The 17,926-nt window shown below is 39.3% G+C and carries 17 protein-coding genes; 1 reads left to right on the top strand and 16 read right to left on the bottom strand.

All coding sequences use genetic code 11. The annotated features are described in order from the left end of the window. Positions 1-48: 48 nt before the first annotated feature. The 5 genes from BI350_RS08860 to glcT all read right to left on the bottom strand — a co-directional run bounded on the left by BI350_RS08860 (position 49) and on the right by glcT (position 6,703). Positions 49-375 carry a LapA family protein gene (locus BI350_RS08860; protein WP_075527767.1) on the bottom strand — a complete coding sequence of 109 codons (327 nt, stop codon included), beginning with the start codon at positions 373-375 and terminating at the stop codon, positions 49-51. Between the two features lie 83 nt (positions 376-458). Further along, positions 459-2,732, bottom strand: a complete 2,274-nt coding sequence (secDF, locus tag BI350_RS08855; protein ID WP_075527766.1) for a protein translocase subunit SecDF — start codon at positions 2,730-2,732, stop codon at positions 459-461. Positions 2,733-2,843: 111 nt separating this feature from the next. Beyond that, positions 2,844-3,170 (bottom strand): post-transcriptional regulator, encoded by a 327-nt coding sequence (locus BI350_RS08850; protein ID WP_082295020.1) that lies wholly within the window; start codon positions 3,168-3,170, stop codon positions 2,844-2,846. 403 nt (positions 3,171-3,573) lie between these two features. Then, a complete protein-coding gene (gene ptsG / locus BI350_RS08840) occupies positions 3,574-5,610 on the bottom strand; it encodes a glucose-specific PTS transporter subunit IIBC (RefSeq protein ID WP_075527763.1) in 2,037 nt (678 codons plus the stop codon). Between the two features lie 247 nt (positions 5,611-5,857). Continuing rightward, positions 5,858-6,703, bottom strand: a complete 846-nt coding sequence (gene glcT / locus BI350_RS08835; RefSeq protein WP_075527762.1) for a glucose PTS transporter transcription antiterminator GlcT — start codon at positions 6,701-6,703, stop codon at positions 5,858-5,860. Positions 6,704-6,872: 169 nt separating this feature from the next. Here glcT and BI350_RS08830 point away from each other — a divergent pair, with 169 nt between their 5' ends. Then, positions 6,873-8,393 (top strand): putative polysaccharide biosynthesis protein, encoded by a 1,521-nt coding sequence (locus BI350_RS08830; protein ID WP_075527761.1) that lies wholly within the window; start codon positions 6,873-6,875, stop codon positions 8,391-8,393. Here the strand turns inward: BI350_RS08830 and BI350_RS08825 are convergent. The 11 genes from BI350_RS08825 to pheA all read right to left on the bottom strand — a co-directional run bounded on the left by BI350_RS08825 (position 8,384) and on the right by pheA (position 17,911). Further along, positions 8,384-9,025 carry a DUF421 domain-containing protein gene (locus BI350_RS08825; RefSeq protein ID WP_075527760.1) on the bottom strand — a complete coding sequence of 214 codons (642 nt, stop codon included), beginning with the start codon at positions 9,023-9,025 and terminating at the stop codon, positions 8,384-8,386. The genes BI350_RS08830 and BI350_RS08825 overlap by 10 nt on opposite strands. Before the next feature lie 119 nt (positions 9,026-9,144). Continuing rightward, positions 9,145-9,417, bottom strand: coding sequence for a preprotein translocase subunit YajC (gene yajC, locus BI350_RS08820; RefSeq protein WP_075527759.1), 273 nt, complete (start codon positions 9,415-9,417; stop codon positions 9,145-9,147). Between the two features lie 40 nt (positions 9,418-9,457). Then, positions 9,458-10,597 carry a tRNA guanosine(34) transglycosylase Tgt gene (tgt, locus tag BI350_RS08815; RefSeq protein WP_075527758.1) on the bottom strand — a complete coding sequence of 380 codons (1,140 nt, stop codon included), beginning with the start codon at positions 10,595-10,597 and terminating at the stop codon, positions 9,458-9,460. 100 nt (positions 10,598-10,697) lie between these two features. Next, complete coding sequence (gene queA / locus BI350_RS08810; RefSeq protein ID WP_075527757.1) at positions 10,698-11,726, bottom strand: tRNA preQ1(34) S-adenosylmethionine ribosyltransferase-isomerase QueA; 1,029 nt, start codon at positions 11,724-11,726, stop codon at positions 10,698-10,700. Positions 11,727-11,747: 21 nt separating this feature from the next. Beyond that, positions 11,748-12,758, bottom strand: coding sequence for a Holliday junction branch migration DNA helicase RuvB (ruvB, locus tag BI350_RS08805; protein ID WP_075527756.1), 1,011 nt, complete (start codon positions 12,756-12,758; stop codon positions 11,748-11,750). A gap of 34 nt (positions 12,759-12,792) precedes the next feature. After that, entirely contained in the window at positions 12,793-13,398 is a 606-nt protein-coding gene (ruvA, locus tag BI350_RS08800) for a Holliday junction branch migration protein RuvA (RefSeq protein ID WP_075527755.1), read from the bottom strand. A gap of 268 nt (positions 13,399-13,666) precedes the next feature. Beyond that, positions 13,667-13,885, bottom strand: a complete 219-nt coding sequence (locus tag BI350_RS08795; RefSeq protein ID WP_075527754.1) for a hypothetical protein — start codon at positions 13,883-13,885, stop codon at positions 13,667-13,669. Positions 13,886-14,151: 266 nt separating this feature from the next. After that, positions 14,152-14,871, bottom strand: coding sequence for a YebC/PmpR family DNA-binding transcriptional regulator (locus BI350_RS08790; RefSeq protein WP_075527753.1), 720 nt, complete (start codon positions 14,869-14,871; stop codon positions 14,152-14,154). A gap of 11 nt (positions 14,872-14,882) precedes the next feature. After that, entirely contained in the window at positions 14,883-15,746 is an 864-nt protein-coding gene (locus BI350_RS08785) for a phosphotransferase (protein WP_168157259.1), read from the bottom strand. A gap of 10 nt (positions 15,747-15,756) precedes the next feature. Then, a complete protein-coding gene (locus BI350_RS08780; RefSeq protein WP_075527752.1) occupies positions 15,757-16,890 on the bottom strand; it encodes a LysM peptidoglycan-binding domain-containing protein in 1,134 nt (377 codons plus the stop codon). Positions 16,891-17,023: 133 nt separating this feature from the next. Next, positions 17,024-17,911 (bottom strand): prephenate dehydratase, encoded by an 888-nt coding sequence (gene pheA, locus BI350_RS08775; protein ID WP_075527751.1) that lies wholly within the window; start codon positions 17,909-17,911, stop codon positions 17,024-17,026. Positions 17,912-17,926 lie beyond the last annotated feature (15 nt).

The following is a 17,926-nucleotide window of genomic DNA, read 5'->3' as shown; positions in this document are numbered from 1 at the left end:
TGCTTTAGTTAAATATGAAAGCAATGCTTTTTGTACAAAAAGTTAAAGTTATTTTTCTACATGTTCTTTTTTCCGTGGAATCTGTTTTTGTAGCTCAGCGATTTCATTTTGCTGGGCTGCAATTAATAATTCTTTTGCATTCACATCTTTTAATAATTCTTTAACTTGATGCTTGCCCGCTACTGAACGAAATAAAGCAACAATGCCGCTGACTGCAGCCCCAAGTAATGCAGAACCTAAAATAACGAGGACAAGCGGCCATTCTGCAGTTCCAAATACATAATTTACAGGAACGGCATCTACATTGATTACGGAAAATACAGCAATAATGACAGCAAATAAAAGGCCAACTATCCAAGTCCATTGAAACTTCATTTCCTAATTCCTCCCTTAAAAAAACACAAGATATACAAGATGTATACCCTGTGTTTTCATGTGTTCAAACGTATCATACATGATCAAACAACCGGTTCATCAGAGCCCCATTGCTTTTTCTCTTTATCAATTTTAATTGAACCTTTTACTTCCATTTCACGTTTCTTCAAGTTGTACCAAATTTGCGCGGAAATGAAAATAGATGAATATGTTCCGGCGATTAAACCGATTAACAAAGCAATCGAGAAGTTTTGAATCGATTCTGCACCGAGAAGCATAAGCGCCACAACGACAAAGATAACCGTAAGTACCGTATTCACTGAACGGGTTAACGTTTGGCGAAGTGATTTATTCACGATATCCGCAAGTTCTTTTGAATCTTTAATCACATTGCGACGGTTCAGGTTTTCTCGAATTCGATCAAAAGTAACGATGGTATCATTAATAGAGTAACCGACAATTGTGAGTACTGCTGCAACGAATGTAATGTCTACTTCTAGTCGTAAAATACTAAATGCGGCTACCATGAAAAAGGCATCATGTAGCAAACCAATAATAGAAGCTAGTCCCATTCTCCATTCGAAACGGAATGCTACGTAGATGATGATACCAATTGCTGCAAAAGCAAGTGCATAAATCGCATTTTTCACAAGCTCTTTTCCAACAGTTGGTGATACGGTACTAATATTCGGTTCAGCACCGTAATGTTCGGCAAGATTTGATTTCAATTTGTTAATTTCATCTTGTGTAAACTCATCAACATATCGAATGACTCCGATATTTTTCTCTTCTCCCGAAATAACGATATCAGTTGCTGGATAGCCAATCGAGTCTACAAACTCCTCAATCTCTCCATGTGATAAGGCTTGTTCAGAAAGTACTTCTACTCGTGTACCACTCGAAAAGTCAATCCCTAGATTCAATTTGAAAATACCTAAAACAATTGCACCTGAAATAAGTAAAATAATTGAGAGTGTGAAAAATCTTTTTCGAGTTCCAACAAAATCAAATCGGTCAAACTTCGTTGTTAAATCGAGTGTATCAACTTTTTCATATGCGGGATGAATTCGCTTCTTAGATATTCCAAACAAACCCGGTTTTCCATCTAACAATTCACTATTTACGAGTAAACCGAGTAATAGTCTAGAGCCCCAAACCGCAGTAATAAAACTCACTAAAATACTAATCATTAACATCATAGCGAACCCTTTGACAGAACTCGTTCCGAAGATAAATAATACAACTGCCGCGAGAAGCGTTGTAATATTCGCGTCAAGTATAGCGGTAAATGAAGATTTAGCACCCGCATCAAATGAGGTCTTGATTGATTTACCAACACGTAATTCTTCTCGAATACGCTCATACGTTAAAATATTGGCGTCTACGGCCATCCCTACCCCAAGCATTAATGCTGCAATTCCTGGGAGCGTCAATACACCATTTATTTTCGTAAAGACGAGTAAAATCAAATAAATATATAACGATAATGTGACGACTGCAACAAAGCCAGGCAAACGGTAATAAACAAGCATGAAAATGAAGACTAACGCTATACCGATAATACCGGCAAGTATTGTTTTATTAAGTGCTTGTTCACCAAACTGTGCACCGACTGATGTCGAATAAATTTCTTCCAGCTGAACTGGTAAAGCACCGGCATTTAAGATTCCAGCAAGTTCTTTCGTCTCTTCAACGGTGAAGTTACCAGAAATTTCAACATTTGAAGAATTGATTGTGTGCGATACTCTCGGAGCAGAAACAAATGCAGGATCTGGCTTCATAATTTCTTCTTTATAAGAATCGACACCTTCTTCAAAGTCTAGCCAAATGACAAGAACGTTTTCCGGCGGCATCTTTTTCGATAGCTCTGAGGTTACCTCACCAAATTTATTTGGGTCTTTCATTTCTAGCGTAACGACGGGTGCGCCACTTTCACCGAAATCTCCTTTGGCTTTCCCTTCTTTCAAGTCACTGCCATCGAGAATTAAATTATCATCAGCATCTCGAAACGTTAAATTCGCTTGTGTCGAAAGAAGCGCTCTGGCACTTTCTTGGTCCTCAACACCTGCAAGTTGTACGCGAATCCGGTTATTCGATTCCACTTGAATATTCGGTTCACTTACACCGAGTACGTCGATACGTTTGGATAGCGCTCCTGCGGTGTCAACGACCATACTTTCAGTGATTTCTTGGTCATCGTCTTTCAGTGGTTTAACTTGATAAAGAACTTCAAAACCACCTTGCAAGTCTAGCCCAAGTTTTACATCTTTTAATATTGGATTTATCGTCGTACCTATCGTTCCCGCAAATAAAACGAGTAAGAGCAAAAACGAGACGATACGCCCTCTAATTTTCATTGATAATTTTCCTCCTCTTTATGTAGCTCCACCTATAGTACAGGTAGACAACTACGCATAACTATCCCTTTATATGAGCCGATAGAATTTATATCAATCGGGCTAGGTTCGTTATGATTCAGCATTGTTTTCATTACGCGGACCAAGGAGCATTTGTAATTCATCTGAATTCAAATCAGAAAACCAATCGGCATCTCGCTGGGCTTCAATTTGAGTAAACGTCATAAACGCAGCCGGCGATATTTGTAAAATATCATTTGCAATTTTATGTACAGGCAGTTCTTCTACGTTTTTGTTTCGCCAAACTTTTCGTAAGCAATACACCCAAATGTCTTCTTTTGTCACGGTTGTATATCCGTACAAAACAAACTCATTTCTTTTACTTTCAAGAGCAGGAAGCAAATTTGTAAATGTCTGTCCGAAATTAGTCCCCATCATTTCCAACCCTTTCCTAAACGGTCATCTGTCCAACCTTTTCCGCATATACAGTAGTATATCAAAAAACGACGGAATATGGCATAAATGATAATAAAAAATAAAACATTAGTCGTAAGTGCCAATCCCAAAACGAAAATTGCGATCAGCCTAAACTTCTACATTTATTGCAGAAATTAAGGAATCCAATCCACAACACACTTCTGTTAATAACGCCTTATATTTACTAATCCCACACGAAGAACGGCTTTTGCGACCAAAAACATAGTGTTTTAAAGTACAAATCAACGAAAATATTTCTACCGTTGATTTTCCAAATTCATAAAGAAAAGCTGTTTTACCAGCCAATATTGACGGTAAAACAGCTTTATCATTTTTAAAGCAATCTTTACTTACAGATAGTTCATTACTTTTCAATCGAAACAATTTGTTCTTCTTGTAATTCAACTGTTCCCGTTTTATTGATAGTTACTGACTCGCCTTCAAAAAGGTTCGTGAAAATAATAGGTGTTATAATAGATGTTGCATGTTCTTGAATATAATCAATATCCACTTTCAACAACGGCTGACCTACTTTCACCTTGTCCCCTTGTTCTACAAGCGCTTCGAAACCTTTTCCTTCTAAATTAACTGTATCAATTCCAACGTGAATGAGAATTTCACGTCCGGAATCGGATTGGATGCCAATCGCGTGCTTTGTTGGGAAGAATGTAACAATCGTTCCATTTACAGGTGAAATGACAGTACCTTCAGTCGGTTTTATTGCAAAACCATCACCCATCATTTTTTGTGAAAATACTTGATCTGGAACTTCCGATAAAGGCGTAACTTCACCTTTCATTGGTGAAACAAAAATGTCCTCTTCTCCACTTTTTGGAGTAGCTGTAACAACACTTTGCTGTTCCTCTACGACCGTGCGAGGACGCTTCCCACTCATCACATCTTGGATTTGTCCTTTAATAATTTCAGAACGTGGTCCAAAGATTGCTTGAATGTTGTTCCCAACTTCTAGGACACCTGCTGCTCCTAGTCTTTCTAACTCTTTTTTCTTTACTTGTGATACGTCATTAACTGAAACTCGTAATCTTGTAATACATGCATCTAAGTTAGCAATATTTTTTTGTCCGCCCATTGCTTCAAGAATGTTTGCCGCTAGGTCACCATTGCTGCTGGAACTTGCATCGCCTTCTGCGGCTTCTTCCTCATCAGCTTCACGGCCTGGTGTCATTAAATTAAACTTATTAATCATGAAGCGGAATAAGAAGTAATAAATAACCGCAAAGACTAATCCTAATAGAATTGTAATCCACCAAGCTTCTTTACCTGGTAAAATTCCAAATAAGAAGAAGTCAATCGCTCCACCAGAGAACGTGTACCCAATGTGAACATCGAAGTACGTCATTAATACAAATGATAATCCATCCAATACTGCGTGAATAAAGAATAGGATTGGTGATAAGAATAAGAAACTGAACTCAAGCGGTTCTGTAATACCTGTTAAGAAAGACGTTAATGCACCTGAAATAAATAATCCAGCGACTAACTTCTTTTTCTCTGGACGTGCAGCATGATACATCGCAAGCGCTGCCGCCGGTAAACCGAACATCATAATTGGGAATTCTCCAGCCATGAAATGTCCAGCTGTTAATTCCACGTTATCTCTTAACTGCGCAAAGAAAATTGTCATATCTCCACGTACAATTGCCCCAGCATTCGTTGTATAGGAACCAAATTCATACCAGAATGGTGCGTGGTAAATATGGTGTAATCCGAACGGGATTAGTAATCGTTTAATAAAACCAAAGAAGAAAACTGCAATATACGTTCCTTCATTCATCAGCCATAATGATGCGTTGTTCATACCTGTTTGAACAGGCGGCCAAATAATAAGAAGGATAAGTCCCGCAACGAATGAAGCACCTGCAGTAACAATCGGAACGAAACGCTTTCCTGCGAAGAAACCTAGGAAAGACGGCATTTCAATATCATGGAATTTGTTGAAGCATGCCGCAGCAATTAACCCGACTATAATTCCGCCAAATACTCCCGTTTGCAATGTTGGAATACCAAGAACCATTCCATAACTCGGATCTTCCGCAACCATATCCATTGTTGTACCTAACCAAGAACTCATGACTTGATTCAAGACCAAATAACCAACTAAAGCTGCTAATGCTGCCGCACCGTCTCTCGCTAGTCCAATTGCAACCCCTACCGCAAAGATAAGCGCCAAGTTGGCAAAGACGATGCCGCCTGCATCTTCCATCACCATTGCGGTCATCTGAATCCAATCTGCTGATAAAAATGGCATTTTTCCGAGCATTGTTTCTTGCTGCATTGCATTCCCAATTCCGAGTAATAAACCCGCAGCCGGCAACAGAGCAACTGGTAACATTAAAGCTTGTCCAACTTGTTGTAAGACGCCAAAAGCTCTTTTAAACATTGTCATTCCTCCAATATACAATTTTCACGTCATCGAATTAAAAATCAATATAAAAAGGCATGAGTATAAGGTGTATGTTGAAATAAGCTTAAGGTTCTCCTTAAACTCTCATCATTTCACCTTCTACTCATGCCTGATCGAATACAGTAACACGTATGAAGATAATTATTGCAGTTATTTAGTCCGATGACTTTGTACTATTATCCTAGCATAAAATTCGAATGAATGCAAACGCATACATCTTCTTTCACACTTGTTCATGAATCGCTCGAATTCGTTGTAAATGTAAGGTTAGAAAAACTGCTTCAGCATTATATACTTCTTTCTGAAGTTTCTGTTGCATCACTTTAATTAACTTCCAAGCCAAGTTGTAATAGACCGGATATTCTAGCTCTAGTAATTCCTTAATTCTCTTCGGCTCTGCTACTTTCTCACCGCGAACGACACGTTCAATCGTAAAACGAATATGACGAATTAAACGCATATAATCTAGACTTTCCTTATCGATCGTTATCTCAAATTGTTCTTCAATAATTTGAACAAGTTGAATCATTAAATCTGAGTATGCGGTTAGTTCTCCAACTTTCTTTTCGCCCATTGCACTATGGATATGTAAAGCAATAAACCCAACTTCATCTTCTGGCAAGTCAATCGCTAGCTTTTTATTGACAAGTTTCGTTACATCCATCGCGATACCAAATTCTTCAGGATACAACGTTTTTGTTTCAATCAAAAATGGATTTCGAATCGTCATGCCCTGTTTCAATCGATGAATTGCAAAAACGAGATGATCAGTTAACGCTACGTGAATATGTTCATTTAACGATGAATCCGACTTTTCTCGAATCATTTCAACGACCGTAATGAGGGTTTTTAATGTTTCATCATCAATTGTTGTTAGTAATTGTTTATATTGCTCTTGTTCCACCGGGTCTTTAAGTACAAACATTTTCTCTACTTGATCTTCTACAATCTTATCATTCTTTTTTTTACCGAACCCGATCCCACGGCCAATTAATACAACCTCTTCTTCATCATATTTTGCAATAATTACATTATTATTTAATGCTTTTTCAATGATATATGTCGTCATTCATTCATCCCCAATAGTTTTCTCTAATCTATTGTATTCTAGCGTTTGAAAAAGAGAAAGTAATAACATTCATAGATGGGCATACAATTAATCATGGGAAAATACGGTCGTACAACATATGTAGCAGCATTTCTCCTTATGATGTTGAATTGAGAAGGAGTTGTTTTACTTGAAATCATTTATTCGTGGGACAGCTGTTCTGATGTTCGCAGTCTTTTTATCTAAATTGCTTGGCTTTGTTTTTAGAATTCAATTTATGCGTATTGCTGGTGAAGAGGCAGTCGGGATTTACATGACGGCCTATCCTGCATTCATCTTTTTTTTATCACTCGTACAGCTTGGTGTGCCAATTGCGATAGCAAAGGTTATTGCGGAACTGGATGTGAAAGGGGAAAAAGAAAAAATCCAGTCCGTCATGAGAACCTCTTATTTACTCACTTTTTTTGCGGCACTTGCGTTCATTCCAGCTTCGATTTTATTCGTTCCTTATTTAGCAACGAATTTACTTGGAAATCCTGCATCGGCTAGCGCATTATATGCAGGTATTGCGATTGTACCCATTTCCGCAATTGGTGGTTTAATTCGAGGATATTTTCAAGGGATTGCACGGATGGAAGAGACAGCTTGGTCACAAATTATAGAACAATCATTAAGAATCGCTTTAATTACTTGGTTATTGCCGCTCGTCTTTTCGGCGGAAAGCAATGCCATGAATGCGGCTTATGCAATGGGCATTACATTACTTGCAGAATTAGCATCTGTCCTCTACTTATTTTTCAAATATTCGCAGCAAAAGCGTAAACGAAAAACAATCAAATCAGATAAAAAATTATACCCATTCGAACCGATTTTATCTATCTCGCTTCCAGCTTCAGGAAGTAGACTTTTTGGAACATTCACTTGGTTTTTAGAACCGATTATTTTCTTGCGTGCACTTACTTTATCTGGTATTACAGCGATTGCTGCAACTTCCCTTTACGGCGTTATTTCGGGTGTGCTGATTCCACTCTTATTATTTCCATCATTTATTCCATATGCACTATCTGTCGTTCTCGTTCCGGCCGTCAGTGGCGCCGCAGCTTCTAGTAATAAAAAGAAATTACGAAATCGCATTCATTTGGCCTTACGTTTATCTGCCATAACCGGTACATTTGCCGCGGCTGTTTTTTTCATTCACGGAGCAGCACTCGCAGAGAAACTGTTCCAAGTGACAGAAGGTGCCCATTACATGACGATACTCGCGCCTGTCTTCTTTTTCTACTATATCCAAAGCCCATTATATTCAATTTTACAGGCGACTGGTGATGCAAAAGCGGGTATGATGAACTCTGTATATGGCGGTATCGCCAAACTTGGTGTCATGTTTGTATTAGCCTCTCAACCAGGATTACAAGAAACAGGTGCCGTTCTTGCGATTGGTTTCGGCGTACTCGTTACTTCATTTCTTCATATTGCAACTTTACGGAAAAACAAAGCTGCTGCAGCAGGATTTAGTATGTTCGCCCTTCCTTATATTTCGTTTGTATTAACAGCCATTATGCGACCTATCTTTATTCCAATTGGAAATGTTGGCCTAGTCATGGAATGTGTTATCACAACTTTATTTTTATTTATGGTTTTGATTCTGACAAGACAATTGCGTTACGGAGATTTCATGCATTTCAAAAGGCTTCTCAAATTTCAGCGATGAGCCTCTTTCAGTTGATATTTAAGCTGTTTACTCTCGTATGAACAATAAAAAATTTGCGTTACATCTTGAATCCCTTGTCGTTTCAATTCATCAAGCAACCATTCTTCTGTTTTTCCAATTAACTTAAGATGTCGCGGCTGAACGATGCCATCACTAATGAGGGCCAGGGCAGGTTGTGTATCATCTTTTGTAAACACTGAAAGGTTTCCAGATGGTTCCAGAAACGCATAGGTCACGTCACGGACAGAACCGATTTTTTGTTCCCTTAATTGTTGAAATAAATCATCCAAATTATAGCGCTGTTTACGCAATTCTTCTTCCATAATTACACCATCTCGAATCAGTGTCGATGGATCACCATCCACAAGATCTCTAAACTTTTTACTTTTTAATGAAATGAAAGATGAGATGAGTTGGATCCCAAGTAAGACGATGATGGGTAAAATTGCTTCGAAGATATTTTTTTCTGGGGAATCAAGCCCTAATGCAGCTACTTCCGCCATAATAAGGAAAACAACAACATCGATGATGCCTAGTTCACCAACTTCTCGCTTTCCCATTATTCGCAGTACGAATAATATTATTAAATAAAATAATATCGTTCTATAAGTGATAATAATTAAATCATGCATGAGTATCCTCCTTCTTAAAAAGGATACCCAATATTGTGCTACTTATTTCGATTTCAACAGAGAAAAAGCGGTAGTAAAAAAACAGAGTTTCCTCTGTTTTTCTACTACCGCATTTTTCATTATACAGTTGCAGATTGCTCTGTTACACGTCCAACAGCTTGTCTATCAAAACGAAGCGTTGTTCCGTCGGCAACTTTCAAATACACAGTTGTTTCGTCAACCGCTTCAATTGTGCCGTGAATGCCGCCGATTGTAATAACAGTATCACCGCGTTGTAAAGAGCTTTGCATTGTTTTCGTCTCTTTTTGTCTCTTTTGAGCTGGTCTAATTAGTAAGAACCACATAATTGCGAACATAGCAACAAATGGCCATAGTTGAAGTAAACCTTCCATTCAATATTCCCCCTTTCAAACATAATTCATTATACAAGATTTAAAAGTTTTTTGCATTCGGTTTGTTAAATCCGTACTGCTCAAAAAATTCATCTCTGAAATCACCTAGACGATCTTGGCGGATCGCTTCACGCACTTGCTTCATCATATTCAGTAAAAAATGCAAGTTATGATAAGACGTCAAACGAAGTCCAAAAGTTTCATCTGCACGGATTAAATGATGAATATATGCGCGACTATAGTTTTGACAAGTATAGCAAGTACAGTTTTCATCGAGTGGACCATAATCACGTTTATACGCTGCGTTACGGACAACGAGGCGACCTTTACTCGTCATTAATGTTCCATTCCGTGCAATTCTCGTAGGCAACACACAGTCAAACATGTCCACCCCACGTATTGCACCGTCAATGAGTGATCTTGGTGAACCCACGCCCATTAGATAACGAGGCTTGTCTTCTGGAAGTAACGGTGTTGTAAATTCAAGTACTTCATTCATCACTTCTTTTGATTCACCTACAGATAAACCGCCTATTGCATATCCTGGGAAGTCCATTGAAATTAAATCCTTCGCACTCTGTTTACGCAACGCTTCAAACTCTCCGCCTTGTACAATACCAAACAATGCTTGGTCATGCGGACGTTGGTGTGCATTTAAACAACGTTCCGCCCATCTTGATGTACGCTCTACACTTGCTTTCATATAATCATATGTTGCAGGATACGGTGGGCATTCATCAAATGCCATCATAATATCCGCGCCTAGTGCATTTTGAATTTCTGTTGCTTTTTCTGGACTTAAAAATAATTTACTACCATTCAAATGATGTCTAAAGTGGACGCCTTCTTCTTCAATCGTTCTAAATTTACTTAAAGAAAATACTTGGAAACCGCCCGAGTCTGTTAATATCGGTCTGTCCCAATTCATGAACTTATGAAGCCCACCTGCTTCTTTGACGATATCATGCCCTGGACGAAGCCATAAATGATACGTATTACTTAAAATAATCCCAGCTTCCATCGCTTTTAATTCCTCGGGCGACATCGTTTTCACAGTGGCCTGTGTTCCGACTGGCATAAATGCCGGTGTTTCAAAAGAACCGTGCGGTGTATGAACAATCCCAAGGCGCGCACCGGTCTGTTTACAAGTTTTAATATGTTCGTACCTAATTGCTGTCATTCTTCAGAATCCTTTCTCTTTGGGTTTCAAATGTTAAGAAAGTCTTAATTAGACTTTTACAACCCTTCCTCAAGCATCATACACGACACAAGGGAATATTTCACTTGATGAACATCGCGTCTCCAAAGCTGAAAAATCGGTATTGATTTTCAACTGCAGTTGTATATGCGTCCATAATATATTCCTGAGATGCAAATGCTGAAACGAGCATAAGTAATGTTGATTTCGGTAAATGAAAATTCGTTAGAAGCCCGTCAAGAATTCGAAATTCATACCCAGGATAAATAAAAATAGCTGTCCAGCCGCTTGCTTCTATTATTTTCCCATCATTTTCCGAAGCGATGGTTTCAAGTGTACGTGCAGATGTCGTACCAACTGCAATTACTTTCCGTCCACTAGCCTTTGCTTGGTTAATTGTATTTGCTGTTTCCTCTGTGACAGAATAATATTCTGCATGCATCGTATGGTCTTCTATCGTATCAACGCTGACAGGCCTAAACGTTCCTAAGCCAACATGTAATGTTACAAATGCAATTTTTACGCCTTTTTCTTTAAGTTGCTGTAAAACATCTTCCGTAAAATGTAATCCAGCAGTAGGCGCGGCTGCAGACCCTCTTTCTTTCGCAAAGACCGTTTGATAACGTTCCGCGTCGTCTAGCTTTTCAGTAATATAAGGTGGAAGGGGCATTTCGCCTAATTGGTCAAGAATCTCAAAAAAGATTCCGTTATACGTAAATTTAAATTCTCTTCCACCTTGAGGTAATACCGCCGTACATTCGGCTTTTAATAAACCGTCACCAAATGAGACGACATTTCCCACTTTTATCCGTTTAGCAGGTTTAACGAGTGTTTCCCACTTATCTTCCCCGTTTTCCTTTAATAATAATATTTCAATTGCCGCACCGGTCTCTTCTTTTATACCGATTAAACGTGCAGGTAATACACGTGTATTATTTAATACAAGTACATCGTCTGCTTCTAACTCATTCACAAAATCAGGAAACTGACGATGTTGTGTTTCACCAGTTTCTTTATCAAGAACGAGTAATCGACTTGCAGTTCTGTCTTGAAGCGGTGTTTGAGCAATTAAATGCTCCGGCAAATGAAAATCAAAATCCTGTACATTCATTCTTAATAGCCACCTTACATTTCAATGATGAGCATCTCCCGGTAATGGATAACCAAAATGCTCATATGCATAATTTGTTACAACTCTACCACGTGGTGTCCGTTGAAGAAAACCAATTTGCAATAAATAAGGTTCATACACATCTTCAATCGTCACGGGTTCTTCACCTATGCTCGCTGCAATCGTATCAATTCCAACGGGCCCTCCCCTAAACTGTTCAATCATGCCCGTTATTAACTTATGATCGATATGATCCAGTCCATGTGAGTCTACTTGCAACATTTCCAATGCTTCTTGTGCAGTTTGATGAGAGATTTTTCCGTCTCCACGCACTTGCGCATAATCCCTAACTCTTCGGAGAAGTCGATTCGCAATACGTGGCGTGCCGCGAGACCTCTTCGCAAGCTCAGTTGCGGCAGTTGGTTCTATAGAGACATCAAAAACATCTGCACTTCGTAATACAATTTCCGTTAACGGTTCGACTTCATAATATTCCAACCGTAACGGAACGCCAAACCGGTCACGTAATGGAGCTGATAATGAACCTGCGCGTGTCGTTGCACCAACAAGCGTAAACGGAGGCAAATCGAGACGCACTGACCGTGCTGAAGGTCCTTTACCAACGACAATATCGAGACAAAAATCTTCCATCGCTGGATAAAGTACTTCCTCTATTGCTCGGTTCAGTCGGTGTATTTCATCGATAAACAACACATCACCTGGCTCTAACGAGGAAACCACTGCGGCTAAATCTCCAGGTCGCTCAATTGCAGGTCCACTGGTTGTGCGAAGATTGACGTTCATTTCGTTTGCAATCACGCTAGCCAACGTCGTTTTTCCGAGACCTGGAGGCCCGTAAAGTAAGACGTGGTCTAAACTTTCGCTGCGCCTTCTTGCTGCCTCGATAAAAATACTTAAATTATCTTTTACTTGATGCTGCCCGATATATTGATTTAAAAATTCTGGTCGAAGCGATTGTTCAAAACCTAAATCGAAATCGGTCGTTTCCCCTGAAATCACACGTTCCTCCATTACACACCCTCCTTTCTTTCAAACAACGATATTTTTATTTTTGCTTTAATAATAATTGTAAGGCAAGTTTCATATAGCCTTCCGTATCTAACTCTTCTTTTTCTAATGTTTTCTTCACTCTATTTAACTCACGTTGCGAATAGCCGAGTGCTTCGAGCGCTAAAATTGCTTCGTCAAGCGCATCATTTTCCGCCATTGTCAATAATGTATGACCTTCCTCTTCTAGATCAATTTCACTAAATAAATCATGTAACTTCCCTTTTAAATCGAGAATCATTTGACGTGCGGTTTTCTTACCAACACCTGGGAATTGAACGAGAAACCCTTCGTCTTCGCGTTCTATCGCGCTTATTACCTGCGAAGGGATCCCACTCGCTAAAATAGCTAACGCGCCTTTCGGTCCGATCCCAGAAACCGTAATCAGCTTTTTAAACAGTTCACGTTGCTCAAGCGTCTTAAAACCTAAGAGTAATTGAACATCTTGTCGAACATGTAAATAAGTAAACACTTGTTGGATGTCATCAGTTGTATGAAAAGCATACGGATTCGGTGTCATAATTAACCACCCAAGTCCATTTTGTTCGAGCGTTATGTATTCCGGCGTGACACGTGTCACATGCCCTTTTATGTAATCGTACAAAAAACTTCCTCCTTACTTGTCTGCCCTTAAGTATACCATACGAACGGACTTTCTACAGTGAAATTTTACATCGGATCATACGTCGGCATTTTCTCAGAAATTAATCATAATAAAAACACCTATCAGTAAAAGGTGTCTGAATATGTTCATTTAACTTCATCAAAATAGGCGAACTTTCTATCAATAGTATAATAACCTGCCCAACTGTTCAATTTGAGAGAGCGGGCAGATTATTAATTAATCATTTAACTTCCGAGTTACTAGTTTATTAATTCGATTTTACATTCATCTTTTTATTTACACTAAAAGCGGAGGGTTTACTTAAATCTACTTGACTTATTATTCGGGCTTGGTATGAATCAGCTGGTAGCGTTTCTGAAGGATCAGAGAGAGGGAGTTCGTACAAGTTTTCTTCATCCATTAGCGATCTTTGAATAAAAGGGTTAAAATCTGCTTGGTTTGGATATTTACCTTGTCGTTTCTGCATTTTTCTACACTCCTTTTAAATTATTCAATTTGCCACACCTGTCACTGTGTGTAGGGTTTAATTATACAATTACTCCGAAAATCCCGCAATTTTTACTATTATATAATTTGCATGATTTTTATAAAAAAAGCAGCGATAGGATGCTGAAAATGACAGATATTTCTTTGAAGCGTTGGATTTTGAGCCCGTATCATCAAAAAAGACACTAATTTATAGATAAACCTATAAACTAGTGTCTTCCAAAATCATTTGAACTAAGCTGTTGATTACTCAGCCGCATTATGATAAACGTTTTGCACGTCATCATCGTCTTCCAGCATGTCGAGCATTTTTTCAAACTGTTCTTCGCTCTCTTCCGGAATTGCGGTATGCATGGAAGGTATCATTTCAATATCAGCCGAAACAAACTCAATACCTGATTCTTCTAACTCGTTTTTAACTTGTAAGAAATCAGCTGCTTCTGTGATAATTTCAAAACCTTCTTCACTAGATTCAATATCTTCTGCACCAGCCTCAAGTGCCGCGAGCATAATCATATCTTCATCCGTGTCTTCCGTTCTTTCAATCATCAGACGACCTTTACGATCAAACATATACGCAACCGATCCACTTGAACCTAAGTTTCCACCATTTCGCGTAAATGCAACACGAATATTCGGTGCCGTTCGGTTTCTATTATCAGTTAAGCAATAAACGAGAACTGCTACGCCATTCGGGCCGTAACCTTCGTAAATGACTTCTTCATAGTTTTCATCATTGCCTGCACCCGACGCTTTGTCTAGTGCACGTTTTACGACATCATTAGGTACGTTTGCACTTTTCGCTTTTTCAATCGCTAAACGTAAAGCAGGGTTCATGTCTGGATCTGCGCCCTGTTTCGCTGCCATATAAATTTCTCGAGATATTTTTTGAAATATTTTACCGCGCTTTGCATCTTGCGCGCCTTTACGGTTTTTAATATTATTCCATTTGGAATGCCCTGCCATCATGCAACCCCCTAGTTTTTTATCCGTTCTACATTATACCATAATTTTGGCCAATGTGAGAGTGCGGACTCTGTAAAAGGGAGCATATTTTTCAATTGCCTTTCTTGCGCATTTTTCGATAAAGAGAAAAAATGGAGCCATTCTCGTAATAATTCATTTGGATAAAGCAATAGGTTTAAAGACGATTTTTCTAACGCTTTTAATGAAGGTTGTTCATTTAATAAAAATGTCAAATCATAATCAATTTGCGGTAAAACACGATGCATCCATAAAGCGATCTCTGTTCCAGACGGTCCAGTACAAGCTAGATCAAAATCAATAAAACGAATGATTCCCTTTCGATCTCGCAAAATATTATGATGAACGACATCTCCATGGAGCAATGTAATATTTTCCTCTTGATTATACGACTTACGAACAATACGAAGTGCACTTTCTGCATAAAAAATAATGTCATCTACTGCGGCTTTGCCAATATACATTTCGCAAGCTTCGCGTATTGACTCAAATCGAAATAAACGATCTTCCCATTTCGAAATTAATGGATATTCATGCAAATAATCCGCTGCCTTCCAATCATATTGCGATTGCGTTTCATGTAATTCAATAAGTGCTTCGAGCGATTCTGTTCGATCGGCTCGTTTTTTAAAATTGACAGCCTTTGCTTTCCTAAGCCATGGTTGTGTAAAGAGTAACGGATGTTCACTAGGTATGACCGAAATAATATGTGGAAATGAAAGTGAACGTAGTTTTTCATGGATTGCATTCACTTTAAATAAAGTCGATGAAGAATCATAATGTTTCACCGAGTAATAATGACCATTTCTTTCAAGTTTCCAAACATTATTATTAATTTGTTCCGCTTTCCCTTTCACGATCATACGCTTAATACATTCCATGCCAGTAATTTGGAATTGGATATGGCATCGGTTGCATCGGATGCGGCCCTATCGGTTGATTGCAAGCATTACAAAAAGGATGTTGTTGCACTGGTAAAGGCATCGGTGCAAATTGACTACAGCCGCATGGAGACGACTGTCCCGCATGAACCGGATACATACTTTGAGGATACGACCAATCTGGAACCGGCACTGGCTGCATTGGCATTTCAGTAGCTGGCGGTAGTGGTCGCGGCGCTGGTGTCGGTGCTGGCTTTGGTCTTGCTTCAGGTTTCACTTCAGGTTTTACTTCAGGTTTCGCCTTAGGCATCTGATGAGTTGGCGATTCTATTGACGGCATTAACTCTGGTCCTGGCGATGGAAAATGTAATACCGGTGGCGCTGGTGGTGATATAAATCCTGGAAATGTTTCTTTTCCAATCATTGGGGACTCCATCTCCATCCCCTTCTCCGGAACACTTGGCCGTGCGGATGGACGAAAATGTGTTGACTCCTGTACTGGTAATTGTGTCATTGGCGGTTGTGGCGGTGGCATCGGATGCATTTGACCAGGATGAACATGTGGATAACAATCCGCATCATAAATCGGAAGCCATCCACATGGGATTCCAATTAGAGTATATGGATAAGGTTGCATTGGAAACGTCGGCTGCATTGGCGCTTGTGCAGGCGGCGGAGTTGGCGCTGGAGCCGGTGTTGGTGTTGGTGTTGGTTTTGCCTGCTCTACTATCGGCTTTGTAGCTTTCAGCGGTGCAGCCTTTGATTCCTCTACGGGCTTTGAGGTCAATTTGGGTGCTTTCGGTGTAACCGGTATTGGAACAGGTTCTCTGGGCACTTGATGTGCTTGCGGCAAAGAAACAGGTGGTTTCACCGGCACTTTTTCTACTTTTTTAACACTTTCGACTTTCTCTACCTTATTCAACTTACCCCCACTTGTACTCGGTTTGTTAACTTCTCCCTTCCCTTGTACTTTATTAGGTAGAAAAATTTTCATTCCCGGAACTATATAATCTGGATTGGCCAGATGTGCGTTCACCCGTTTCAATTCCTCGAATGAAATTCCGTGCTGCCTAGCGATTTTCCAGAGTGTATCGCCTCTTTGAACAATATGGACATCCACTACAAAACTTCCCCCTTCCATCAATCCATCGTATGACTAGACATCCGCCTGTGTTACCCTTTTTTTCAAACGGATATCCCTTGTCACCATTTATATGCGAGGGAATTATCATTATGCAAAAACCGATACATCCTTATTTTGGACGTATCGGTTGCTGTTCATATGAATAATATGTACCAAAAGAACGGACGGAACAATCTAGTGCTTTTAATTCTTCCATCGCTCCTTTCATTAATGGAGCCTCTTCGTCTTCCAAAACATCGATGATAAAGAAATAATTTCCTAACCCTGTTTTTAAAGGACGAGATTCAATTTTAGTTAGGTTTAATTTTCGCCATGAAAAGACGGATAACACTTGGTGAAGGACACCTGGTCGATCATCTTTCGGTAACTTAACCATCAAAGTCGTTTTTGGCATTTCCGTATGCCCACGCTTCTCTAGTTTTCCGTTTCGTTGGGACAATACAACAAACCGCGTGTGATTAAAATGAAAATCATGAATATTTTCTTCTGCCATATGTAAATTATATTTCTCACACGCTAGTCGATTCCCGATAGCTGCAATCTTTTTATCTGGGTTTTCAGATACATACTTTGCTGCTGCCGCAGTCGAGGTCGATTGAATTAATGGAACCCCTCGATATTGATATAATAAATATTTATGACACTGAGCGAGCGCATGAGGATGCGAATGGACGGACTCTATTGAATCCAAAGCATCCGCTTGTGCTTGATTGACCATTAAATGTTGTTGTATTGGAATCGATAACTCCGCATTAATAAACAAGTCACGTTCATTAAACATATAGTCAATCGTAAGCGGCACTGACCCTTCCAATGCATTTTCAAGCGGGACGACTGCATAAGTAGCCCGTCCAGAACTAACAGCCTCCACACAGTCAGGTATCGTAGGTTTTGCAGATAAACCATCTGAACCAAATAATTCATTTGCAGCGACGTGCGTAAAGGATGCTTCTGGCCCAAGATACGCAATTATCGGTGTATAATCATGATCACTCAATCTTATTTCCTCCCC

Origin of the sequence: Sporosarcina ureilytica (genome assembly GCF_001753205.1) — a bacterium.
GTDB lineage: Bacteria > Bacillota > Bacilli > Bacillales_A > Planococcaceae > Sporosarcina > Sporosarcina ureilytica.
The sequence above is the reverse complement of the archived record's forward strand: the minus strand, read 5'-3'. Positions and strand labels throughout refer to the sequence as shown.